Here is a 23,330-nt window from a genome sequence, read left to right as displayed (position 1 = left end):
ATGAAAAATCTATTTCTTATTTTGCTCGTTTTTGGACTAACCGCTTCTGCCCAGGACGATAAAAGAGAACAAATCAAGTCCTTAAAAACGGCTTTTATTACTACTGAACTTTCGCTAACTTCTGATGAAGCTGCAAAATTCTGGCCTGTCTATAATGCATTTGATGAGAAACAATTCGAATTAAAACATCAGAAAATGCGTGCCTTAGGAAAAAAACTGGATGCGATGGATGCGATGACAGACAAGGAAGCTTTGGCTCTTATCAACCAGATGGAAGATTATGAAAACGAATTGTTTCAAAACAGAAGAAAATTGGTTAGCAGCCTGAAAACAATACTCTCGCCTGTAAAAATCTTAAAACTGAAAAAGGCGGAAGATGATTTCAACCGAAAATTATTACGTCAGTACAAAGAAAAAGGTCCTAGAAAATAGGACCTTATTTTTTGAATTTTATCCTGACAATCTTATTCTTTCCGGCAGCGATTGCCATGTTATTGTCTATAAAACGAATCGTATATAAATCTTTATCTTTAGAAAATTGCTTCCAGGTAGCACCATTATCTGAAGAATATTGCAATCCGGAAAAACCAACCGTCACCAACTGCTTCCCTCCCGACTCGGGAACAAACTGCACACAGGAAGCATAACCAAACCCTGTATTATCTCCTATCAATGTCCAGGTTTTACCTCCATTTATGGTCAACGCTTTATTTTTTGAGTTCAGTTCGGGCTTTTCATAATTCCCACCCACAATAAATCCGATATTTTCATCATAGAAATCGGCTGAAAAAATGCCTGTCATTGCTTCACCCTGAACAATCGGGGTAGTTGAAACTTCCCATGAATTTCCTTTATCTGAAGTATAAAAAATTCTGGCTCGCTTTCCTCCTGAAACAATCCATGCCGCATTATTCCTCACAATAAGGTTTGTATTGCTGGCTGCGAAAGCAGCTTCCCCTTCGGCTATTTTCGGTAGTTTCTCACAAGGTATTTTCTGCCATGTATTTCCGGAATCTCTAGTAATAATCACAGAAAAGCAGTCACCAATAGGGTCGCCCACGGCTATACCTTCTTTATCATTCCAAAATTGCATCGAATCATAAAAGGCTTTTTCGTTGTCGTCTTTATAAACCAGCTTCGTTTCGGAGCCATCTTTCGCTATTTTGTAAAGCAATCCGGGAGTGCCAACGCTCATCACAAAAATAGCACTGCTGTTTTTTGCAATACTTCTAAACTCAGGATTGACCGTATCTTTTGAAATCGTTTTTTGAAATTTCTCTTTAGAAGTTAAATCATAGTAGCCATATTTTCCCTTATCGGCAGCATACCATAGCTTATCATTTTCTATCAGAATTGCCCTGATATTAAAATTATCCTGCCAAAGCGTATCAATAATAACATCTGAAAAATAATGGTTTTTTTCAGGTTTTATTTCATGCTTGCATTGGGTAAATGCAACGGATAGTAAAAAAATACACAGTACTTTTTTCATGGTTGTTTTTGGTTATAGGCTGCAAAGAAACGAAAGAACTCATAACAAACTCAAAATCATCACTTACAATCAGCAAAAAGCAAAAAAATTCGTTGAAATGCATTTATAACACAAAACGAAAGAATGCTATAAAATTTTAGAATAAAAAACAGTAAAAATCAATTATTCACGAAAGAAAAACAATTGTTGAAAAAATCGCATCATATAAAGAATAAAAAAAATAGTAACACAATTATACTCTTTATATTTTAGATAAACTATAAAACTTCAAATTTATTTTTAATTGTTCTAAATAAATCTTGTTTGCTTGTTTTTTGAGAATTACTTTTGTACCAAATTTTAAACTTAAACAAATCTCACTACAATGAATAAGCTTATAATAACGCTCACCATTGTTTTATTTAGCGCCATAACCTTTGCGCAAAACGGAACATTAAATGGACGGGTTGTTTCTACAGACAATACCCCACTTGAATCTGTAACAGTTACTGTAAATGGCACAAGATTCGGAACCCAGACCGGTACTGATGGTAAGTTCGAAATACAGAACATAAAGCCAGGCGATTACACCTTAAAAATTGCCTTTGTTGGATATACCTCTAAAGAAGTAGCTTTCACTATCACAGAAAATGCAATTACAACTTTAGAAAACATTTCACTGAACAGCAAGAATGAAACATTGGCAGAAGTGGTAATTACCGGCAACATTAACAGATATACCAAAGCAGAAAGCAATTATGTCTCCAAAATGCCAATCAAAAACCTGGAAAACGCACAGGTGTATAGTGTGGTTACCAAAGAGCTGATGAAAGACCAGCTGGTGGTTAATCAGGATGAAGCTTTAAAAAATATTCCGGGATTATACCAATTATGGGCTTCAACCGGCCGTGTTGGCGATGGAGGTTCTTACTTTTCATCCCGCGGATTCATTACCCAAAGTTTATTAAGAAATGGTATTGCCGGAAAAATCACAAATAACGTCGATGCTTCAAACCTGGAAAGATTAGAAAGTATCAAGGGGCCGTCTGCCACTCTTTTTGGTAGTTTACTTACTTCTTACGGAGGTTTGATTAACCGTGTCACTAAAAAACCTTATGACAACTTTGGCGGTGAGATTTCATACCAGGCAGGAAGTTTTGGATTAAACCGAATCACTGCTGATATTAATACTCCTATCAATGATGACAATACTGCTTTGCTAAGAGTAAATGCGGCTTATAATAATGCCAATACTTTTCAGGATTATGGCCATACAAGAAGCTACTTTTTTGCGCCATCATTCTCTTATCAGGTCAATGAAAAACTTTCCATCTCTATTGATGCAGAATTATCGAATGTTGATGCTTCATCAATGCCTTTAATTTACATTCCATTTGACAAAACTCCAAACAGTTTAGGTCTTCACAGTGCCACTGATATTAAAATGAACTGGAAACGTTCATTTGTAGGCGATGAATTTATGATGAATACCAAAACAGCCAATATTTTTGCTGAGGCTAACTACCAAATGTCTGACAACTGGAAATCACAGTCTGTATTCAGCACCAGCTCCAATCAGTCTGTAGGACCACAAACCTGGTTCTACCTGTTGGGTAATAATGAAATGTCAAGAAACGTATGGAATATTGATGGTAGAGACAACATCATCGAATTCCAGCAAAACTTCAACGGAGAATTTGACCTTTTTGGAATGAAACACAGATTCCTGCTTGGTGGCGACATCTACCGTATGGAAAGCAAAGTAGGTTATGGATACCTTCCTACCTTCTTTTACTTTGACACGGTAAATTATGCAGGACCTAACGACAATTATTACAACTTCACACCACAAGCCACAGAAGCTTTGTTTGCGCAGGGAACGCATTACAAGACCCATAACTCACTAACAACATACAGTGCCTATATTTCTGATGTAATTAATGTTACCGACAGATTGATTCTTTCAGCAGCCTTACGTTTTGACCATTATAACAACGATGGAAATTTTGACCCGGCTGCCAATACAACATCCGGTGCTTTCTCCCAAAATGCACTGTCTCCAAAATTTGGTGCCGTATATCAAATCGTAAAAGATCAGGTTTCTGTTTTCGGAAATTACCAGAACAGTTTTAAAAACATTGGTTACCAATTGGCTGATGTAAACGGAACTCCGCAACTAAAAGCTTTTGACCCGGAACAGGCCAACCAGTTTGAAGCCGGAGTAAAAATCAATACGTTCCAAAATAAGCTAAGTGCTTCTTTCAGCTATTATAATATTGAAGTTAAAGACATTCTTAGAGCCGGACAATTAGCCAATACCAGCGTTCAGGACGGTAACCAGACCAGCAAAGGTTTTGAAGCAGAAATTACTGCCAACCCAATTCCGGGATTGAACTTTATCATTGGTTATGCGTTCAACAACAGCAAAATCAACAATGCTGCTCCTAATGTAAACGGCCTTAGACCAGAAACAGCAGGTCCGGAAAACATGATTAACTATTGGATTAGCTACAGTTTGCAGACAACCAAAATGAAAGGTCTGGGCTTTGGTTTTGGAGGTAATTATGCGGATAAGATGTTTATTTATAACAGAAATCCTACGGGTTCAGGAAATAGTGCCGACGTACAGACATTCTCTTTGCCATCCTACGCGGTTATTAATGCGGCATTGTATTATGACCAGCCAAAATACAGGCTTTCCCTAAAAATAAACAACCTGACAGATGAATTGTATTTTAACGGTTATACTACAATTAACGTACAGGCTCCAAGAACCTTCATGGGAAGCGTTTCGTATAAATTCTAAATGGGTTTTAAAAAAAATATAAGATTCTTACACAAATGGCTCGGACTCACCTCCGGGCTTATTGTGTTTATAGTGAGTATCACTGGTTCTATTTTCTGTTTTCACGATGAAATCAAAGATCTGACAAGAGATTACAGAAAAGTAAACATCGAGGACAAATCTTATATTTTAGCTTCAGAATTACAGTCGAAAGCCAAAACAATGTTTCCGGAAGCCACTGCCGACATGGTTGTTTTTTACGGAAAAGACAGACCCGCCATTGTTTATTCATCTATTGGCAACAAACCTTATAATTTATATTTTAATCCTTATTCCGGTGCTTTTTTAAAACAGGAAAGCATAGAAGATGATTTTTTTGCCATTATAGAAGACCTCCATATGCATCTCTGGCTACCACCGGAAATTGGAAAGCATGTTGTTGGAATAGCAACAATTGTTTTTATCATCATGCTTATTTCAGGAATTATTTTATGGTGGCCCAAAAAACGTAAGGACTTAAAAAACAGAATCCGGATTAAATGGAAAGCCAAATGGCGACGCGTGAATTATGACTGGCATAATGTAACCGGATTCTACATCTCGCTATTCGTATTGGTAATTGCGCTGACAGGACTGACATTTTCTTATGAGTGGATGCATAAAACGATGTACTTTGTTGGAAACCTTGGACAGGAATATCCAAATGATGACTTTTCACCGGCAATCGATTCTACATTGGTACCAAATACAAAAGCCAATCCAATGGATATTGCCCTTTCACAAGCTTATAAAGCCAAACCAAACGACGAAATGTTTTTTGTATGGTATCAGGGTGAAAAATCAGCAATCATAACAGGCTCTTATCCGGATGCTCTGGATTTTGACCATCAGTCCAATCTGTATTTTCATCCAAAAACCGGAGAACTCCTGAATACGGATTTATACGAAAATAAAAGTCCCGGAACACAGTTACAGGAAATGAATTACGGATTGCATACCGGACAATACTTTGGCCTGACCGGAAAAATAATTGCTTTTATACTCAGCTTGCTTGCGGCTGCCCTGCCAGTTACTGGATTTATAATTTTCTGGGGAAGAAGAAACAAAAAGGCAAAAAAATAATCTGTGGCAAAGAAGAAAAACAAATACAGCTTTAAGCATTGGATTGGGAAAATACATCTTTGGCTTGGAATGGCTTCAGGCTCGGTTGTACTGTTGCTTTCCGTTACCGGCTGTATTTATGTTTTTAGCGTCGAGATTACGGAAGCACTACGCAAAGACGTTATGTATGTTTCCAAAACGGAATCCGCGCCCATTCCCATTTCAAAGCTTTGGGACGATACACAGAAAAAAATCGGAAACAATCTTAAAATTTCCAGAGTAAAGGTTTCTAACAATCCTGAAAAAACATGGGTTTTTGGCTGCTATAAGAAAAATGAAAATGCAATTACCTATTTTGGAGCAATTGACTATTATAAGTCGGTTTATGTAAATCCCTATTCCGGAGAAATTCTGGCGGTTTACGATGAAGAAATGGACTTTTTCAATATTGTGAAATTTATCCATTGGAGTCTTTTGCTGGAGGTAGGTCTTGGACAACAGATTGTGGGCTGGTCCACATTCATTTTTGTCATCATGCTCATTACCGGAATTATTTTATGGTGGCCCAAAAACAAAGCCGCACGCAAGCAGCGTTTTAAATTCCAATGGAAAGAAACCACAAATTGGAGAAGAAAAAATTATGACATCCACAATATTTTCGGTTTCTATATCGCTACAATCGCATTAATTATAGCCTTTACCGGAATGGTATGGGCATTTTCATGGTTCCAGGCTGCCGTTTATGTAGCCGGTTCCGGCACAACTGAACGGCCGGAAGTCGTAACAAAAGAAGCGGATAAAAATCTTCCGAAAATTTCCAATGCAATGGAGGCCGTTCTCGAAAAAGCAAAACTGGCTTATCCCGATGCCGATGCTTTCAGCTTAAGAAAACCTGCCGATTCTTTAGCAACTATGGATGTTTATGTCCAGCAAAACGAAAACACTTATTATGTTTCACATGAAATGCGTTTTGACCAAAAATCCGGAGAGATTCTATTGAACAGAAACCATTCCCAAAAAAATTTCGGAGAAAAATTAATTACGGCTAACTATGACCTGCATGTTGGGGCAATTCTTGGAATTCCCGGAAAAATAATCGCTTTCATTGCAAGCTTTATCTGCGGCATGTTACCTGTAACAGGATTTTTAATCTGGTATGGCAGAAAATTCAAGAAAAAAACCAAGAGGGCTAATTAGTGTGATTTCTAAAATCTGTTGGTATTCAATGCCACAGATTACACAGATTAGGATGATTCTAAAAATTATGAGAAACTTTGCATCAAAAAGATTCTAGTAAACCATAGTGTTTTGCGACTTTGCGGCTTTGCGAGCAACTATTCTCTCGCAAAGCCGCTAATCCAATCTGTGAAAATTATTTTAATCTGTGGCGAAAACCCCTTACAAATTACTGCTATCCTACACTAATTGACCTTAGCCTTGCTGTCAAACATATAAATCCATAACAGCCTTGAATATCTGAAATTAATCGTGCATAACAGAAATGCTGTCGCAACGATAAACAAAAGGCTGTGTACTAAACTTGTAACAAACAATCTGGAAATAAAAAAAGTAGCTACCATTTCTCCAACAGCCAGCGCATAGCTCACATACATTGCCCCAAAGAAAAAACCGGGTTCTTTTACAAACTTATGTCCGCATTCTGAACATTCCGGGTGCATTTCGGGCATCTGGAATAAAAATGGATTGCCGTTTGTTTTAAATACTTTTCCTTTTCCACAGTGAGGACACTTATTCTGAATTACATTTTTTAAGAATGACATAACTCTATTGTTTTATTAGGACAAAGTTCCGAAACAAAACACCCTCCAACAATAGGCTAATTACGCTAAAATTTGTATTATTAGGACATTTTAAAATTTTTTCTCCTACCTTTATGCTATGGAAATGATTAGCGTTTTAGACATCAGTCAGTTAAAATTAGGCGAAGGCCAAAAGGATTTTTATGTCAACAGGATTCCTCCACATATAGCGGAGAATCACAGCAAAATAACCCGTCCTCACAAACACAATTCCTATCTGACAATTCTATTTACGAAAGGTTCCGGAAGGCATGAAATTGATTTTAATTCTTATGAAATCAAACCCGGAAGCCTATTTGTTCTTGCTCCCGGAAAAACGCACCACTGGGAACTTTCTGAAGATATTGACGGTTATATTTTTTCACACACGGCTAATTTTTACGATTTGCATTATTCCCACAACAGACTGCATCAGTTTCCTTTTTTCTATTCCATCCAGAATACGCCTTTTCTGGCTTTAGACAGTGAAAACAGCAAAAAAACAGAACACTTATTCCGGAAACTTTTGGATGAATACGAAAGTGCCAAAAATTTTCAGCAACAGCTTATTATAAGCTATATCGACATTATTTATATTGAACTGTCGCGGTTATATCTGATAGAAAATGCTCCAAAAATCATAAAATCTGGTGCCTATTCTGAGAAATTCCAGCAATTTGAAGACCTGATTGAAAAAAATTACATCACAGAAAAATCACCTTCACAATATGCAGACTGGATGAACATCAGTCCCAAACACCTAAATCGGATTACAAAAACTATAATTGGAAAAACAGCATCTGAAGTTATCACGGACAGGATTATACTGGAAGCAAAAAGACGATTTTTACATACCAAAAATAATTTTTCGGCTATAGCCGAATCTTTAGGTTATGATGACTATGCTTACTTTTCGAAATTATTTAAGAAGAGTTCAGGCCTCACTCCTACTGGGTTTCTTAAACTCTACTAAGCGTAGTGTAAAATCTTGGCACGGATATTGGATAATAGCTTGTAAAGAAAAAATTATCAGTCAAGAACACTTAAAATAAGTAGAAATCATGAAAGCAAAATTTATAACATCTGCCCTATTCGCATTTTTATTTGCGACACAAATCCAGGCACAAGACAGGACGACCGTCACAGCCAACAGCAGTGATATCAGTGACAACCTCGACCTTAGAGCCGTAGCTTCCATCTTTGGAGACTCACAGGATTTGGCAGACTTTGAAAGAAGGTTAAACGACCCTAAAACGCAGATTTCGAATCTTGACCTGAATGGTGATAATAAAGTAGACTATCTACGGGTTATCGAAACTGTAGAAAACAATACCCACCTGATTATCATCCAATCTGTTTTGGAACGTGATATCTATCAGGACGTTGCAACAATTGAAGTGGAGCGAGACAGCAATAACAACGTGCAGGTTCAGGTAGTAGGTGATGTTTATATGTATGGTACCAACTACATCTATGAACCCGTATATGTAACAAGACCTGTAATATTCAATGTTTTCTGGACTAACTATTACAGACCTTATTACTCTCCATGGTACTGGAGTTACTATCCATCTTACTACTATACCTGGAATCCGTATCCTATTTACAGATACCACAGACATGTCCACAATCATATCAATGTGCATAACAACTACTATTATGTAAATACGAGAAGAAGCTCAAGAGCTGTGGCAATGTATAACACAAGACGTTCAAACGGATACGAAAGACAACATCCTGACAGGTCATTTGCACAAAGAAACAACAACGTCAGCAATCGATATGAATTGGTTCAAACAAGAGGCGGTTCAACAAGAAATCAATCTGCTACAACAGGTTCCAGAAATTCAAATGTAACCCGAAGCACAACTACAGGAACACGAAATTCAGTAACGGCAAATAGAAGTTCTGACCCTACAATAACTGAAACCAGAACAACCGGAACCAGAACTCCTGACCGTGGCTTTACTTCTTCCACAAGAAACACAACACGTTCTGAAGGAACAACGGTTAGGGCAAATTCTACAAGAACTACAAGCAGCCGTATTGAGACTCCTACCAGAGTAGAAAATACACGAAATACGCCAACAAGAAGTTATGAAACACCTAACAGAGCCAGTACTCCAAGAGTTGAATCATCTACAAGAAGCAGTGCTCCTTCCAACGCAAACATCAGCAGAGGGAATTCCGCTCCAAGACAAAGTGCTCCACAACAGTCAAGAGGTAATGACGGTGGCGGTTCAAGAGGCAATTCAGGCTCAAGAGGCGGCGGTTCCAGAGGCTAAAACAAAATATAATTTTTAAGAAAGGCGGTCATTTTCAGACCGCCTTTTTCATTGTAGTCATGTCTGTTGGCAAACAAGCAAAAAATATGATACCTTTGCCCCTCAATTACATAAAATGAGATTACACAGAAATTTAGTTTATACGACCATTGATTCGCTCCATGCTATTTTTAATGAAGGAGAATATGCCGATAAGGTTGTAGCAAGAGCTTTAAAGAAAGATAAGCGTTGGGGAAGCAATGACAGAAAATTTGTAGCAGAAACTATTTACGACATTGTTCGTTGGAAAAGACTCTACATGGAAATTGCAGAAGTAAGAGAACCTTTTGACAGAGATAATCTTTGGAGAATTTTTGCTGTTTGGGCTGTTTTAAGAGGCTACCCTATTCCGGACTGGAGACAATTGGAAGGAACGCCAGAAAGAAAAATAAAAGGCCGTTTTGCCGAGCTTTCAAAAATCAGAAAATATAAGGAATCCATACCGGATTGGATGGACGAATTAGGTATAGAAGAATTGGGTGAGGAACTTTGGTCAAAAGAAATCATTGCCCAAAACCAACCGGCTAAAGTTATTTTAAGAGTCAATACCCTGAAGATTACCAAAGAAAAACTTCGTGCCATTTTGATGGACCAGGATATCGAAACCGAATTTTTAAAAGACCAACCGGATGCTTTGGTGCTTAAAGAAAGAGCCAACGTATTTTTAACGGACGCTTTTAAAGAAGGTTTTTTCGAAGTTCAGGACGCCAGTTCACAATTAGTCGCTCCGTTCCTGGATGTAAAACCTGGAATGAGAGTGGTTGATACCTGTGCCGGTGCCGGTGGAAAAACACTTCATCTGGCATCTTTGATGGAAAACAAAGGACAGCTGATTGCAATGGATTTGTATGAAAGCAAATTAAAGCAATTAAAGCTGAGAGCCAAGAGAAATGGCGCTTTCAATATCGAATACCGAATTATCGATACCACTAAAGTTATTAAAAAATTACATGAAAAGGCTGACAGGGTATTAATTGATGCCCCATGTAGTGGTTTGGGTGTACTCAAAAGAAATCCAGATGCCAAATGGAAGCTGCAACCAGAATTCATCGACAATATCCGAAAAGTACAGGCTGAAGTTTTGGAGAACTATTCCAAAATAGTAAAGCCGGGAGGAAAATTGGTATATGCTACCTGCTCTATCTTACCCTCTGAAAATCAGGAGCAAGTTAAACGTTTCTTAACAACAGAGACTGGAAAAAACTTTACCTTTGTAAAAGATGTTAAAATCCTGGCTTCAGAATCAGGATTTGATGGATTTTATATGGCGTTATTTGAACGAAAAGACAAAAAAGAATAATCAAATGAAAAAAAACTACTCTTTCCTATTATTGCTTATTGCGACAATAGGATATGCCCAGGCCCCTGCGGGTTATTATAATTCTGCTACTGGTACGGGATATACTTTAAAAACCCAGCTTTATAATATTATCAGAAATCATAATGACCGAAGTTATGCAGGTCTTTATACTACTTACCAGACATCTGATAAAAAAGCCAATGGAAAAGTTTGGGATATGTACTCCAATTGCGATTTTACTTTTGGTACAGTGGCAGAAGGTGGTAATCAGGATAACGGAACCAATGCAGCAACAGAATGTGTTTTCTTTAACCGTGAACACACTGTTCCGCAAAGTTATTTTGGCAACGGAGCCACACCAATGTATTCTGATGCGCACTTCGTATTGCCTACAGACAAAGTAGTTAATGCCAGAAGAGACGATTATCCTTTTGGCGTGGTGCAAAATGCTACATGGACTTCGCAAAACGGTTCTAAATTAGGAAACAATCTTAACTCAGGATATTCTGCAGGATACTCTTCTACTGTTTTTGAACCTATCGATGAATATAAAGGTGACTTTGCAAGGCTTCTTTTTTACTTTGCTACACGTTATGAAAATCTGCTTGCCGGTTTTTACACTTCGTCTTCATCGACTTCTAAAGCTATGTTTGATGGTTCGAGCGACAGAGCGTTCTCTCCTACTTTCTTAAACATTCTGCTTACCTGGAACCAACAAGACCCTGTAAGTGCCAAAGAAATAGCACGAAACAATGCTATTTATGCCCGTCAAAATAACAGAAACCCATACATTGACAATAATGCTTATGTAACTATGGTTTGGGGTACACCGCTTGCTATTCCGGTATATGAATCGCTTGCCGCTGTTAATGTATATCCAAACCCATCCACCAACCACAAAATCAATATCGATACAGAGTTGCAGTTGGATGAAATACAGCTGATTAACATCAACGGGCAAATCATGCAACAAATCAAGAATCCGGCATCACAAGGCAAGACTTATACTCTGGAAAATCTACCATCCGGTTTCTATTTCTTAAAACTGACTTCTGACAGCCAGTCAGCCACCAAAAAAGTAATAGTGAATTAACGTTACATTTACATATAATTCTTACAAAAAATGCCTGATTTTTAAAAATCAGGCATTTTTTCATCATTTAATACGTTAAATTTTAAAATCCTATTGGTAAAACCAATTACATTTGCCATCCCTTAATTATAATTTAATGAAGAAATTTTACACTCTGGCAATGGTGTTTAGTGCATCTTTTGCCTTTGCTCAAGCTGGTGCGCCCGCTCCTTATTACAACGGATTTGACTTCAGCCAAACAGGAATGGCTTTAAAAACAGCCCTTGCGCAAAAAATTACATCAACGCATACCCGAAATTTAAGTTATGATGGTGCAGAAGAAGCCATCAAAATTATCGATCTTGACCCGGCTGATGCTACAAACACGAATGTCCTGCTTTTGTATGGCTTCAGCAATTCAATCTGTCCGTCATCTCAGGCAGACGATAACGACCACAGACGCAGAAACAAAAACAGCGATGGTGGAGGTGCTACCTGCCAATGGAACAGAGAACATACCTATGCAAAATCTTTGGGAACTCCAGACTTAGGAACTTCAGGACCTGGTGCTGATGCTCATCACTTAAGAGCTGCCGATGTTCAGCGAAATGGTGACAGAGGAAGTGAAAAATTTACTGCCGGTTCCGGAAATTCACGTGACATTACTTCATCAACCTGGTATCCTGGTGATGAGTGGAAAGGCGATGTTGCCCGAATGATGATGTATATGTACCTTAGATATGGTAACAGATGCCTTCCAAAAAATGTTGGGGTTGGTACAGCAGTAGCGTCAGATACTAACATGATTGATTTATTCCTTCAGTGGAATGCTGAAGATCCGGTGTCACAATATGAAGATAACAGAAACACCTATTTAGGTAATGCAAACAATGCTTACGGGCAAGGAAACAGAAATCCTTTTATTGACAACCCATACCTGGCCACTTTGATTTGGGGAGGTCCGGCTGCCGAAAACCGTTGGCCGTCGCTTTCAACACAAGAATTCAATCCGCTTTCTGCTGTTTCAGTATATCCGAACCCGGCAAGCAATGGTAAAATCAATATTGCGTCTGATATCGTTTTGGATGAAATCCAATTGATTAATATCAACGGACAAATCGTTCAGGAAATTAAAAATCCTGCTTCACAAAACAATACTTATACTTTGGAGAATCTTCCTTCAGGATTTTATTTCCTGAAATTGGGTTCACAAAACCAAACGGCTACTAAAAAAGTAATCGTGAACTAATTTTATTGATAAAAGTCAGCGAAAGCCTTTCTGAAATCAGAAAGGCTTTTTTGTATTTATCGCTTTCTAACAAACTGGTAATCTTAGAAGTAGAATTTTAAAAAAGTATAGGCGGCACTATAAAATCATCTCTTTTAAATAGTAAAGCTTTCTGTAAATTATCTATATTTACTTTGAAAAATCGGAACTTTTAAGATAAATCATGGATAAACTCAAACACCTATCGTTTGCATTAAAAGAATTTGCCGGATTAACAGACAAAGATTTTGAGCTGTCAGAACCATTATGGCAGGAAATGAGCTATAAAAAATGGGATTTTTTTAATGAATACAAAAATGTTTGCAAGTATCTCGGCTTTGTAACGGAAGGCGTTTTCAGGTCGTATATCGTTGATTCTAAAACAGGCGATGAAAAAAATGTATTCTTGTATTCCGGCAACCAGTTTGTAGTTTCTTTTAAAAGCTTTATCAATCAGAGTCCTTGTGATTACCACACCCAATCCATGACCGATTCGCAGGTTTTATGCATCCATATCAATGATTTGCAAGGATTGTACCGACAGTCACACGCCTGGGAACGGTTTGGCAGATTACTGGCTCAGGAAGCTTTCAATATAACCATTGCCCGTACTGAAAGTTTTCTTTTCCAAACTCCGGAGGAACGTTATTTGGACTTAATCAAACACCATCCCGATATTTTTAATACCGTTCCATTGTACCAGATTTCTTCTTATCTCGGCATTCAGGGACCTTCTCTCAGCCGTATCCGAAAAAGAATTTCTGGCAAATAATTACGATTTTAACCCGGGTTAAAGTTTTTGGCATAGCAATGATGGAACTTTGCTTCATCATTAACAACTAAATAATCAAATTATGAATAAGTCAAAAACAATCGTGCTCATACACGGAAATTTCGTAAACAACCAGACCTGGACAGCCTGGAAAAACTATTATGAACAAAAAGGTTACACAGTCCATACTCCTGTTAATCCTGGACATGAAGGCAATCCTGCTGAATTGAGAAAAACGGAACACCCTGATTTGGTAAAAACCAATTTCAAGGCAGTGGTAGATAATATTGTCAAACTGATTGATTCATTACCTGAAAAACCGTTGGTAATTGGACATTCTATGGCAGGAATGGCTGTACTAAAATTAACGGACCTAAATAAAGTAGCGGCAGCCGTTAGCATTGATGGTGCTCCTCCTAAAAACGTATTTCCTCCATTCCAAACATTAAAAACCGCTTTGCCTGCTTTTGGATTTTTTTCAGGAAAGAAAAATTTTATGGGCTCCCGCAAATGGTATGATTATGCCTTTTTCAATACTTTGCCAGAGAAAGAAAAAGAAAAAATGTTTGACCTATATGCTGTTCCTGAAAGTTATGCAGTAAGCAGACAGTTGGTTTTGGACTCCTATTCTAATATCAATTTCAAAAAAGCCCATACGCCACTTTTATTTATTGGTGGCGGAAACGACCATATTTTTCCCGCCTCTTTGACCACAACCATTGCCGGAAAATACAAAGACAAAAACAGTAGAGTCGATTTGAAAATCTATGATGGTAAAAGTCATTTTATAGCCGGCGAACCGGGCTGGGAAAAAGTGGCAGACGATATTTTGGATTGGTATGAAAAATTATAATCCGTAAAAAATCAGTAGCAGTAGTGTTTGTTCCATAAACATATAGCAATTCAATCTCAGTATACCAATTTCATAATTGTATGATTTTTATCTGTAGTTTTACACAACGTTGCAAAATGAGAGGAATATAATCCATACGGGTAACGTCACTAAATTTATTGCTAACATATAAAACAATGGAAGATAATTACTTAGAAATAAACCGGGAAACCTGGAACAAAAAGACGGAAGTCCATGTAGATTCTGAATTTTATGACCAGAAAGGTTTTTTGGAAGGAAACAATACGCTAAAACCAATTGAATTGGATTTGCTTGGTGACATCAGTGGCAAAAAAATACTTCACCTGCAATGTCATTTCGGGCAGGATACGATGTCGTTGTCCCGACTGGGGGCAAAAACTACCGGAGTCGACCTGTCTGATAAAGCAATCGATAAGGCACGTGAAACGGCACAGCAATTAAACCTTGATACCCATTTTATTAATTGTGATGTATATAGCCTGCCGGAACATCTTAACGAAGAATTTGATATTGTATTTACCAGTTACGGAACAATTGGCTGGTTGCCTGATTTGGATAAATGGGCAAAGGTTATCCAACGATTTTTAAAACCCGGCGGTAAATTTATCATGGCAGATTTTCATCCGGTTGTCTGGATGTTCGATGATAACTTTGAAGGAATCGGTTATAATTATTTCAAGGATGCTCCTATTATTGAGACCGGAAACGGCACCTACGCAGATAAAGAGGCACCCGTTTCTTTAAAAACAGTAAGCTGGAATCACGCTACCAGCGAAATCCTTAACAGCCTTATCATAAATGGTCTGGAATTGAATTCTTTTAATGAATATGACTATTCGCCCTATGATTGCTTTAATAAAACCGAAGAATTCGAACCTGGGAAGTACCGTATAATGCATCTGGGTAATAAAATTCCGATGGTCTATTCTATTGTTGCAACAAAAAAATAAGGCATAAAAAAACTCCAATTTCAGTAATAGTAATTGGAGTTTTTTTTATTTCTGTTTGATTAGTCGTTCATAGAAATCAGGAATTCCTCATTATTTCTGGTCTTCTTGAAACGGTCATTAATAAAGTCCATGGCTTCAACCGGATTCATATCAGACAGGTATTTTCTCATAATCCACATTCTTTGTATCGTTCCTTCGTCTAAAAGTAAGTCGTCTCTTCGGGTACTTGATGAAGTAAGGTCGATAGCCGGGAAAATACGCTTGTTGGCAATCTTTCTGTCCAACTGCAATTCCATGTTTCCGGTTCCTTTAAATTCTTCAAAAATAACCTCATCCATTTTAGAACCTGTTTCTGTCAGGGCAGTTGCGATAATACTCAAAGAACCGCCATTTTCAATATTTCTTGCCGCTCCAAAGAAACGTTTTGGTTTTTGCAAGGCATTCGCATCCACACCACCACTCAATACTTTTCCTGATGCGGGCTGAACTGTATTGTAAGCTCTTGCCAAACGGGTAATTGAATCCAGAAGGATAACCACGTCGTGACCGCATTCTACCAATCTTTTTGCTTTTTCCAAAACAATGTTGGCTACTTTTACGTGTCTGTCTGCAGGTTCATCAAAAGTTGAGGCAATTACTTCTCCCCTAACGCTTCGCTGCATGTCTGTTACCTCTTCAGGTCTTTCATCAATAAGCAAAACAATAAGATATACTTCCGGATGGTTTGCTGCTATGGTATTGGCGATATCTTTTAAAAGCATCGTTTTACCTGTTTTTGGCTGTGCCACAATCATTCCTCTTTGTCCTTTTCCTATTGGAGAGAACAAGTCGATAATTCTTGTAGAAATAGAGCTTTGTTTTCCGGCCAGATTAAATTTTTCATCTGGAAAAAGTGGCGTCAGGTGTTCAAAAGAAACACGGTCTCTCACAACCTGCGGGTCATGTCCGTTAATTTTTAATACTCTTACCAAAGGAAAATATTTCTCCCCTTCTTTTGGCGGACGTACAACTCCTTTTACAGTGTCACCGGTCTTTAATCCGAATAGTCGTATTTGAGATGTAGAAAGATAAATATCGTCAGGAGATGCTAAATAGTTATAATCAGAAGAACGCAAGAATCCATAACCGTCAGGCATCATTTCTAAAACACCCTCACTTTCAATTATACCGTCAAATTCAAAATCAGCATCTCTGAAATTGGCCTTTTTATTGTTCTTGAAATTCGGGGTTGCGTTGGGATTATTGTTTTGGTTTTGGTTTTGATTCGGATTTTGGTTTCCGTTACCGTTTTGATTTTGATTCTGTTTTTGGTTTGGGTTCTGCTTCTGATTTTGCTGTGGCTGCTGTTGTTTAGCCGTTTTTTCTAACCCTTTTTGAGAAGAAACCGATTCTACTTCAACCGGTTGTGGAGCCACTACCTCATTTGTATTTTTTTCTGCTGTTTCTTCTTTGGCAGCCTGAGGTTTCTCGAAATTATTTTTATTGAATCGTTGCTTTTTATCTTTTTGTGTTGGTGCTGCAACTGCATCCGGGCTTTTGGTTTCTGCCGTTTTAGCAGGATTTACGGGTTGTTTTGCAGCGGGTTTCTTTTTTTCCTGGATTGGCTGTTCGCTTACAGCTGTTGGTTCCGGTTCAGAAAAAAGGGTATTTGTATTTTCTACAGCAACTTTAGGTTTTTTCTCCGGGATTATCCTTGCCCTTTTAGGTTTGGCTTCAGTTTCAGCGGCCGGAGCAGGAATAACTTCAGGATTTGCTGCCTGATAATCCAAAATTTGATAAATCAGGGCTTCTTTTTTTACTCCGTTAATCTTTATTTTTTTAGTTGCTTTAGCAATATCCTGAAGCTCAGACAGCTTCATTTCTTTTAATACAGAAATATCAAACATGAATGTTTTTGAATTAATTGTTGGAATCTTTGAAAGAGTAGATGTGATTCTATTTTTTTTGAAAATGGATAATCCGCTAAATGAAGTGCTTACGGATTTCTTATGCAATAATACGAATAAATTTTAATCATGCAATAGTATTTATGAAAAAGAAAATATATTTTTGTGGGACAAATCAACAAATAAATGATTCAGAGAATCCAGACCATCTATCTACTGATTGCCTTTATTATTATGGGTATACTACCTTTTGTTTTTCCGTTGGAAACTTCTTCAACCGGTATAAAAACTTTTGCGGCAGACCATCTTGTGGATATGATTTTGTTTGGATTAAGTGCTGCTCTTTCACTGATTGCCATTTTTTTGTTTAAGAATAGACAATTGCAATTTGTCCTTGGCAGATTGAATATCATATTAAATTTAATTTTATTAGGATTATTTGTATATCATTCACTAAGCGTATCCGGAGAGGTGGCGACCTCTGAGAAGGGTATTGGGATGTTTCTACCTATTTTTTCTATCGTTTTTCTAGTGCTTGCAAACAAAGCCATAAAAAAGGATGAAGATCTCGTAAAATCTGTGGACCGATTGAGATAAACCTATAAACTTAGTTTTATTTAGTGCGTGAGAAAGCCCGAACTTTGTTCGGGCTTTTTTTGTAGTTCATCGATTTTTATCGCATTTCGCAAGGTTAAATTAATTTGTTGTGGTATTACTTCAAAAAATTTAAATTTGATAGACCTATTTTGCCATAAAATGGATACAGAAGAACTAATATATTCACGATTATGAAATTTTCATTAACAAAAAAACTGAATATCAATCTAAAAAGATCAGGTAATATTTTCCTTTAAACATACTTAATTAATAACCTATAAATCAGAAATTATGTCTCTATTTTTAAAAAATTATGGTATTAAAGAAGAAACCACGAATTTCAAAGTAACTTTTAAAATTCCAGACAATTGCGAGTATAGTACTTTTGTAGATCCTTATGAAACTAATGTCATTAATATCCAGCTAAAACCCTATGAAAAAGACCCGTCTTCTAATTTTGTAGAATATGTAGAATATTTCAGTACAATTAATGATTTCATCACAGTTGATTTTGAAATACCTGATCTGGAAGCTAAAAATTCTGGTCCAGTCCCAAAATGGCGTAGGAAGCCAAGACTTAGAATAGATGACATTAAATATTAAAGTATTCTAAAAAAATTAAGTTCTATCCAAAAAGATAATATTATGTCAGTCTTTTTGAGGCTGACATATATTTTATACGTAGATAAAAACCAAAATTATTTAAAGTTATTCAAACTTATTCTTAACTAACAATTAAGATATTATATCCCAAAAAATAACCTGATCTAAAATTACGGCCTCCCTAAAAAGCCAATAACGTCTGGAACTTTGCATACGTTGAACAATTTGAATTATTTTTTTGTAGTTCATCGATTTTTATCGCATTTCGCAAGGTTAAATTAATTTGTTGTGTTATTACTTCAAAAAAAAAGTTAAATTTGGTTAAGCCAATTACCCCATAAATGGACACAAAAATTAGAATATATCTCGCTGACGATCACCAGGTTCTCATTGACGGCATGCTTTCAATGCTGAAGACCAACCCTAAGTTTGAAGTCGCCGGATACTCGCTAAACGGCGAAAATCTGGTCGAAGATGTCGAAAAAAGTAAATCCGATGTCCTTGTCATGGATATTAATATGCCCATAAAAGACGGTATTGAGGTGCTTCGTGAATTCGCCACAAAAGGTTTTAGTTGTAAGGTTATCATACTTTCCAGCTATGATGATGTAAAAATCATAAAAGAAGTACTAAAACTAGGTGCTAACGGATATCTTAGCAAGCAAAGCGCCGGTGAAAATATTATTGAGGCCATCAATGTAGTCGCAAATGGAGAAGAATATTTTTCACAATCCATACGCGACCGGATTTTTGAATCATTTTCCAAAATACCACAACAGAGTTACATTAATGAAGCCATGCCGCTTTCCTCAATTACGGAAAGAGAACTGGAAGTACTCAAACTCATCACAATGGAATACAGCGGAACGCAAATTAGCGAAGAGCTGAATATCAGTACCAATACTGTAGAAACCCACCGCAAGAACCTAATCAAAAAACTTAATGTAAAAACAACCATCGGATTGGTCAAATACGCCTTAAAACATAACTTAATTAATTAATCTATAAATCAGAAACTATGTCATTATTCTTAAAAAACTACAGTATCGGAAAAGAAGATGATACTTTTAGAGTAGCTTTTCAAATCCCCATCAATTGCGAGTACACCACCTTTGTAGACCCTTATGACGTTAATATTATTGCCGTTACTTTAAAACCGTACGAGAAAGACCCATCGACTGAGTTTGTAGAATACTACGAATACTTTTCTTGTATAGAGAATGTTATCAATGTAGATTTTGAACTTCCTGATGGAAATAGTGGTGGAATTGGTGATGGAGACCCTGTAACAAAAAAACCAAGATTGAGAATAGATGACCTTAAAATGGACTAATTTCAAATTGCCATTTTGGACAATACTATTACTATTCATTTTATTTTCCCGATTTGCTACGGCTCAAAATAAAACTACAGACTCTTTATCCTATTATATTGAGAATAAAGACTACCTGAACGGTTTGAAATATTCAAGACAAAAGTCAAAGCTCTATCTGGAAAACAAAGATTATAAAAGGTATTGTGATGTCAGCCTCAAAAAGGCTGACATCTATTTTATGCTTAATGATAATCAAAAATCCTTCGAAACCTTATTCAAGGCCCTTAAAATTGCAGAAGACCATAATATTGTAGAGTCCCGAATAAAAATAATGGAAGATATAGGCCATCGTTATGCTTCTATTAGGGACTATAAAAAAGCAAAAAAATATTATGAAATATCTTTAAATTTAAGAAAAAGAAATAATCTTTTGAGTGATGATTTATTCGTCTATCAAAGACTTTATAAAGCTCTTTTTTATTTAGATTCAGATAGTGTTACATTTTACATGAATAAAATAATGAGAAGCGCGAAAAAGTCGGGAGATTTTTCAAGACTTTCATCAAGTTATAATAATTATTACACTTACTATTCCAATAAACAAAATTATGTGTTGGCAAAAAAGTATCTTGATAGTTGTGCTTTTTATGCCGAAAAAAGCAAAAGTACAGAACGTATTGTAACGAGCTTAAGTAATCTTGGCTACCATTCTCTTACTGTTGAAAAAAATTATAAAAAAGGTATCGAACAATATTTGAAAATATTGGAAATCAACCCTAGCGATACTATTTCACAAAATGTTAGTGATACATATCTAAACCTGTCATATGGTTATGAAATGATGGGCGACTATAAAAATGCTATCGACTACATGAATAAATATTTTCATGTTAACGAAACAATTTATGAAGATAATATCAAACGAGCCATTTCGGATGTAGAGACAAAATACAAGATTGAAAAAATCGAAAACGAGAATAAAGAAAAGCAACGACTGCTGGAAGAAAAGCAAAAAAACAACCAAAAAATAATCCTGATTTTTATCGCGCTTTTTGCTTTCAGTACTATCCTGTTCTATTTCTTCTACCAGAACTTAAAGTTGAAACAAAAAAACAGATTTATAGAACTGGACAGGCAGATTAAGCAAAATATCATCAATGCAACCATCGACGGACAGGAAATTGAACGAAAAAATATTGCCACCATACTTCACGATAGTATTAGTGCATTATTGTCTTCTGCCGGACTCCATCTTTCAGCCTATGCTGCTAAAAATCCCACAGAAAATTCTGAAGAAATCCAAAAGACCCGGGCTATTCTTAAGGAAGCACACGATAATGTCAGGGATTTATCGCATGAACTGATTCCGCCATTATTGGCCAAATTTGGACTGTTTCATGCTTTGCAGGACCTTTGTGAAAAAAACTCAAACTCCATACTTCAATTTGAATATTCGAGTTATGTTCCACAAGGAAGACGTTACAACGAAGAGTTTGAAATGCGGGTGTATTTTATTACTGCAGAACTTTTCAACAATATCATAAAGCACAGTAAAGCTTCTAAAGCCTATATTACGCTGGAAGAGAATAACAAACAGCTTCTGCTTACTATTGAAGACGATGGTAAAGGCTTTGACACCAGCAAGGAATTATTGAGTGACGGTTTTGGGCTTACACAAATCAAATCCAGAATCAAGCACTTAAAAGGCACTATTTCCATCAATTCAAAAATTAATGCCGGAACCTTGATTTACATCAAACTCCAAATTCCGAAATAAATCCTCTATGGCCTCTTCCCTATTTCAATTACTTCCAAATCTTTAATTTTATCTCCATCAATAACAAAACGAAGCATAGTTCTCACCTGATGGAAACCGGAAATACCACAGGCTCCAGGATTCATATGGAGCAGGTTTAATTTTTTATCAAACATTACTTTTAGAATGTGCGAGTGTCCTGTGATGAAAAGTTTTGGTGGATTTAAAGCAATTTCACTTTTAACAGCCGGACTATATTTTCCGGGATAGCCACCAATATGCGTAATCCAGACATCTACCTCTTCACACATGAACCGGTTGTTCAACGGGAATTCCATTCTTGCCTTATCACCGTCAATATTTCCAAAAACTGCACGTAGCGGTTTGTGTTTTTTTAAAGTATCTGTTACAATCAGGTCGCCAATATCTCCCGCATGCCACACTTCATCTGCCTGGTCGACATATTTTAAAATCGTGTCATCTATATGCCCATGAGTATCGGAAAGTAAAAGAATTTTTTTCATATGTCTTAAAAATTAGGCCGGATAAAATTACAAAGTTTCCGGAGTCCTGAATCTAAAAAACAAAACTCTTTTAGTTCATAACTTTAAGAAAAATTTGAAACCCTGCATTCTTACTCCTATAAAACTTATGACTATCTTTGTTTTTCAAAACTTTGGATTTACTTCACCTTGAGATATTTCATCGAATTTGCCTATAACGGCAAAAATTACCACGGCTGGCAACAACAACCTAACGCTCCTTCTGTGCAGGAAACGCTGGGCAAGGCTATTGCTGTCCTGCTTCGGAGCGATATTGAAATTACTGGTGCGGGAAGAACAGATACCGGCGTTCATGCCAAACAAATGTTTGCCCATTTTGATACGGAAATTTCTTTTGAGGCAACAATTTTAAAGAACAGGCTCAATTCATATCTACCCAAAGATATTGCCATTCTTAAAATCCATACTGTTGCGGATGATGCCCATGCCCGGTTTGATGCGGTGAAAAGAACTTACGAATATCATGTTACAACCGTAAAGGATGTCTTTGAAGAACCTTTAAGCTGGTACTGCCATCAGGCTCTTGATATGGAAAAAATGAACCAGGCCGCAAAAATTCTTTTCGAATTCAGCGATTTTCAGTGTTTTTCAAAAGTGAATACCGATGTAAAAACTTTCCAATGCAAAATCATGGAAGCCTATTGGAAGCAAGACGGGCATAAACTGGTCTTTACAATTGCTGCCGACCGTTTCCTACGAAATATGGTACGTGCCATTGTAGGAACATTAGTAGCTGTTGGCATGGGCAAGACAAGCCTGGAAGATTTCAGAAAAATAATCGAAAGTAAAAACCGAAATGAAGCCGGAGCTTCTGCCCCAGCCCAGGGTCTGTTTCTAACCAAAGTGGAATATCCTTATATTTGTGGCACTCAGCCGATTGACAAAAATTAGCCTC

The 23,330-nt window shown here is 36.9% G+C and carries 22 protein-coding genes; 18 read left to right on the top strand and 4 right to left on the bottom strand.

What is annotated here, in order from left to right; all coding sequences use genetic code 11:
• Nucleotides 1–432, top strand: coding sequence for a sensor of ECF-type sigma factor (locus tag B0G92_RS08960; protein WP_245867744.1), 432 nt, complete (start codon nucleotides 1–3; stop codon nucleotides 430–432).
• A 4-nt stretch (nucleotides 433–436) separates the two neighbouring features.
• Here the strand turns inward: B0G92_RS08960 and B0G92_RS08955 are convergent, their stop codons facing one another.
• The gene (locus tag B0G92_RS08955; RefSeq protein ID WP_101471855.1) at nucleotides 437–1,492 is read right to left on the bottom strand and encodes a WD40/YVTN/BNR-like repeat-containing protein; all 1,056 of its coding nucleotides are present in this window, start codon (nucleotides 1,490–1,492) and stop codon (nucleotides 437–439) included.
• Between the two features lie 364 nt (nucleotides 1,493–1,856).
• Here B0G92_RS08955 and B0G92_RS08950 point away from each other — a divergent pair, with 364 nt between their 5' ends.
• The 3 genes from B0G92_RS08950 to B0G92_RS08940 are packed head-to-tail and all read left to right on the top strand — an operon-like array spanning nucleotide 1,857 to nucleotide 6,554.
• On the top strand, nucleotides 1,857–4,277 hold the full coding sequence (locus tag B0G92_RS08950) for a TonB-dependent receptor (protein WP_101471854.1): 2,421 nt from the start codon (nucleotides 1,857–1,859) through the stop codon (nucleotides 4,275–4,277).
• Nucleotides 4,278–5,378, top strand: coding sequence for a PepSY-associated TM helix domain-containing protein (locus B0G92_RS08945; RefSeq protein ID WP_101471853.1), 1,101 nt, complete (start codon nucleotides 4,278–4,280; stop codon nucleotides 5,376–5,378).
• Nucleotides 5,379–5,381: 3 nt separating this feature from the next.
• The gene (locus B0G92_RS08940) at nucleotides 5,382–6,554 is read left to right on the top strand and encodes a PepSY-associated TM helix domain-containing protein (protein ID WP_101471852.1); all 1,173 of its coding nucleotides are present in this window, start codon (nucleotides 5,382–5,384) and stop codon (nucleotides 6,552–6,554) included.
• Between the two features lie 224 nt (nucleotides 6,555–6,778).
• Here B0G92_RS08940 and B0G92_RS08935 read toward each other — a convergent pair whose 3' ends face one another.
• Entirely contained in the window at nucleotides 6,779–7,138 is a 360-nt protein-coding gene (locus B0G92_RS08935; protein WP_101471851.1) for a DUF983 domain-containing protein, read from the bottom strand.
• 118 nt (nucleotides 7,139–7,256) lie between these two features.
• Between B0G92_RS08935 and B0G92_RS08930 the strand changes: the two genes are divergently transcribed.
• From B0G92_RS08930 to B0G92_RS08895, 8 genes are all read left to right on the top strand, one after another.
• A complete protein-coding gene (locus B0G92_RS08930; protein WP_101471850.1) occupies nucleotides 7,257–8,129 on the top strand; it encodes a helix-turn-helix domain-containing protein in 873 nt (290 codons plus the stop codon).
• An 88-nt stretch (nucleotides 8,130–8,217) separates the two neighbouring features.
• Complete coding sequence (locus B0G92_RS08925) at nucleotides 8,218–9,441, top strand: hypothetical protein (protein ID WP_101471849.1); 1,224 nt, start codon at nucleotides 8,218–8,220, stop codon at nucleotides 9,439–9,441.
• Between the two features lie 115 nt (nucleotides 9,442–9,556).
• Nucleotides 9,557–10,780, top strand: coding sequence for an RsmB/NOP family class I SAM-dependent RNA methyltransferase (locus B0G92_RS08920; RefSeq protein WP_056070901.1), 1,224 nt, complete (start codon nucleotides 9,557–9,559; stop codon nucleotides 10,778–10,780).
• Between the two features lie 4 nt (nucleotides 10,781–10,784).
• Nucleotides 10,785–11,873, top strand: coding sequence for an endonuclease (locus B0G92_RS08915; protein ID WP_101472058.1), 1,089 nt, complete (start codon nucleotides 10,785–10,787; stop codon nucleotides 11,871–11,873).
• 136 nt (nucleotides 11,874–12,009) lie between these two features.
• Complete coding sequence (locus B0G92_RS08910; RefSeq protein WP_056070898.1) at nucleotides 12,010–13,101, top strand: endonuclease; 1,092 nt, start codon at nucleotides 12,010–12,012, stop codon at nucleotides 13,099–13,101.
• A 202-nt stretch (nucleotides 13,102–13,303) separates the two neighbouring features.
• Nucleotides 13,304–13,891 (top strand): Crp/Fnr family transcriptional regulator, encoded by a 588-nt coding sequence (locus B0G92_RS08905; protein ID WP_101471848.1) that lies wholly within the window; start codon nucleotides 13,304–13,306, stop codon nucleotides 13,889–13,891.
• 82 nt (nucleotides 13,892–13,973) lie between these two features.
• Nucleotides 13,974–14,744 (top strand): alpha/beta hydrolase, encoded by a 771-nt coding sequence (locus tag B0G92_RS08900; protein ID WP_101471847.1) that lies wholly within the window; start codon nucleotides 13,974–13,976, stop codon nucleotides 14,742–14,744.
• A gap of 176 nt (nucleotides 14,745–14,920) precedes the next feature.
• Nucleotides 14,921–15,715 (top strand): class I SAM-dependent methyltransferase, encoded by a 795-nt coding sequence (locus B0G92_RS08895; protein ID WP_101471846.1) that lies wholly within the window; start codon nucleotides 14,921–14,923, stop codon nucleotides 15,713–15,715.
• Nucleotides 15,716–15,774: 59 nt separating this feature from the next.
• On the opposite strand, the gene rho is transcribed toward B0G92_RS08895, so the two are convergent.
• Nucleotides 15,775–17,601 (bottom strand): transcription termination factor Rho, encoded by a 1,827-nt coding sequence (gene rho / locus B0G92_RS08890; protein WP_101471845.1) that lies wholly within the window; start codon nucleotides 17,599–17,601, stop codon nucleotides 15,775–15,777.
• 186 nt (nucleotides 17,602–17,787) lie between these two features.
• Here rho and B0G92_RS08885 point away from each other — a divergent pair, with 186 nt between their 5' ends.
• From B0G92_RS08885 to B0G92_RS08865, 5 genes are all read left to right on the top strand, one after another.
• Nucleotides 17,788–18,198 (top strand): DUF4293 domain-containing protein, encoded by a 411-nt coding sequence (locus B0G92_RS08885; protein ID WP_101471844.1) that lies wholly within the window; start codon nucleotides 17,788–17,790, stop codon nucleotides 18,196–18,198.
• Between the two features lie 291 nt (nucleotides 18,199–18,489).
• Nucleotides 18,490–18,801, top strand: coding sequence for a hypothetical protein (locus tag B0G92_RS08880; RefSeq protein ID WP_101471843.1), 312 nt, complete (start codon nucleotides 18,490–18,492; stop codon nucleotides 18,799–18,801).
• A gap of 341 nt (nucleotides 18,802–19,142) precedes the next feature.
• Entirely contained in the window at nucleotides 19,143–19,802 is a 660-nt protein-coding gene (locus tag B0G92_RS08875; protein WP_101471842.1) for a response regulator, read from the top strand.
• A 17-nt stretch (nucleotides 19,803–19,819) separates the two neighbouring features.
• Nucleotides 19,820–20,134 (top strand): hypothetical protein, encoded by a 315-nt coding sequence (locus B0G92_RS08870; protein WP_056070883.1) that lies wholly within the window; start codon nucleotides 19,820–19,822, stop codon nucleotides 20,132–20,134.
• Nucleotides 20,115–21,893 (top strand): tetratricopeptide repeat-containing sensor histidine kinase, encoded by a 1,779-nt coding sequence (locus B0G92_RS08865; RefSeq protein ID WP_101471841.1) that lies wholly within the window; start codon nucleotides 20,115–20,117, stop codon nucleotides 21,891–21,893. Before B0G92_RS08870 ends, B0G92_RS08865 begins: the two co-directional genes overlap by 20 nt.
• A gap of 5 nt (nucleotides 21,894–21,898) precedes the next feature.
• Here the strand turns inward: B0G92_RS08865 and B0G92_RS08860 are convergent, their stop codons facing one another.
• Nucleotides 21,899–22,396 (bottom strand): metallophosphoesterase family protein, encoded by a 498-nt coding sequence (locus tag B0G92_RS08860; protein WP_101471840.1) that lies wholly within the window; start codon nucleotides 22,394–22,396, stop codon nucleotides 21,899–21,901.
• 168 nt (nucleotides 22,397–22,564) lie between these two features.
• Here B0G92_RS08860 and truA point away from each other — a divergent pair, with 168 nt between their 5' ends.
• A complete protein-coding gene (gene truA / locus B0G92_RS08855; RefSeq protein WP_056070875.1) occupies nucleotides 22,565–23,326 on the top strand; it encodes a tRNA pseudouridine(38-40) synthase TruA in 762 nt (253 codons plus the stop codon).
• The last annotated feature ends 4 nt before the right edge of the window (nucleotides 23,327–23,330 follow it).

Origin of the sequence: Flavobacterium lindanitolerans (assembly GCF_002846575.1) — a bacterium.
Lineage (GTDB): Bacteria > Bacteroidota > Bacteroidia > Flavobacteriales > Flavobacteriaceae > Flavobacterium > Flavobacterium lindanitolerans.
This window is presented reverse-complemented; position numbering and strand designations above follow the sequence as displayed.

Coding starts and splice junctions, on each gene's coding strand:
- B0G92_RS08920 (WP_056070901.1), top strand. CDS start 9,557: ATGAGATTACACAGAAATTTAGTTTATACGACCATTGATTCGCTCCAT.
- B0G92_RS08950 (WP_101471854.1), top strand. CDS start 1,857: ATGAATAAGCTTATAATAACGCTCACCATTGTTTTATTTAGCGCCATA.
- rho (WP_101471845.1), bottom strand. CDS start 17,601: ATGTTTGATATTTCTGTATTAAAAGAAATGAAGCTGTCTGAGCTTCAG.
- B0G92_RS08885 (WP_101471844.1), top strand. CDS start 17,788: ATGATTCAGAGAATCCAGACCATCTATCTACTGATTGCCTTTATTATT.
- B0G92_RS08895 (WP_101471846.1), top strand. CDS start 14,921: ATGGAAGATAATTACTTAGAAATAAACCGGGAAACCTGGAACAAAAAG.
- B0G92_RS08945 (WP_101471853.1), top strand. CDS start 4,278: ATGGGTTTTAAAAAAAATATAAGATTCTTACACAAATGGCTCGGACTC.
- B0G92_RS08910 (WP_056070898.1), top strand. CDS start 12,010: ATGAAGAAATTTTACACTCTGGCAATGGTGTTTAGTGCATCTTTTGCC.
- B0G92_RS08875 (WP_101471842.1), top strand. CDS start 19,143: ATGGACACAAAAATTAGAATATATCTCGCTGACGATCACCAGGTTCTC.
- B0G92_RS08960 (WP_245867744.1), top strand. CDS start 1: ATGAAAAATCTATTTCTTATTTTGCTCGTTTTTGGACTAACCGCTTCT.
- B0G92_RS08925 (WP_101471849.1), top strand. CDS start 8,218: ATGAAAGCAAAATTTATAACATCTGCCCTATTCGCATTTTTATTTGCG.
- B0G92_RS08865 (WP_101471841.1), top strand. CDS start 20,115: ATGACCTTAAAATGGACTAATTTCAAATTGCCATTTTGGACAATACTA.
- B0G92_RS08880 (WP_101471843.1), top strand. CDS start 18,490: ATGTCTCTATTTTTAAAAAATTATGGTATTAAAGAAGAAACCACGAAT.
- B0G92_RS08930 (WP_101471850.1), top strand. CDS start 7,257: ATGGAAATGATTAGCGTTTTAGACATCAGTCAGTTAAAATTAGGCGAA.
- B0G92_RS08935 (WP_101471851.1), bottom strand. CDS start 7,138: ATGTCATTCTTAAAAAATGTAATTCAGAATAAGTGTCCTCACTGTGGA.
- B0G92_RS08905 (WP_101471848.1), top strand. CDS start 13,304: ATGGATAAACTCAAACACCTATCGTTTGCATTAAAAGAATTTGCCGGA.
- B0G92_RS08900 (WP_101471847.1), top strand. CDS start 13,974: ATGAATAAGTCAAAAACAATCGTGCTCATACACGGAAATTTCGTAAAC.
- B0G92_RS08870 (WP_056070883.1), top strand. CDS start 19,820: ATGTCATTATTCTTAAAAAACTACAGTATCGGAAAAGAAGATGATACT.
- B0G92_RS08860 (WP_101471840.1), bottom strand. CDS start 22,396: ATGAAAAAAATTCTTTTACTTTCCGATACTCATGGGCATATAGATGAC.
- B0G92_RS08915 (WP_101472058.1), top strand. CDS start 10,785: ATGAAAAAAAACTACTCTTTCCTATTATTGCTTATTGCGACAATAGGA.
- B0G92_RS08955 (WP_101471855.1), bottom strand. CDS start 1,492: ATGAAAAAAGTACTGTGTATTTTTTTACTATCCGTTGCATTTACCCAA.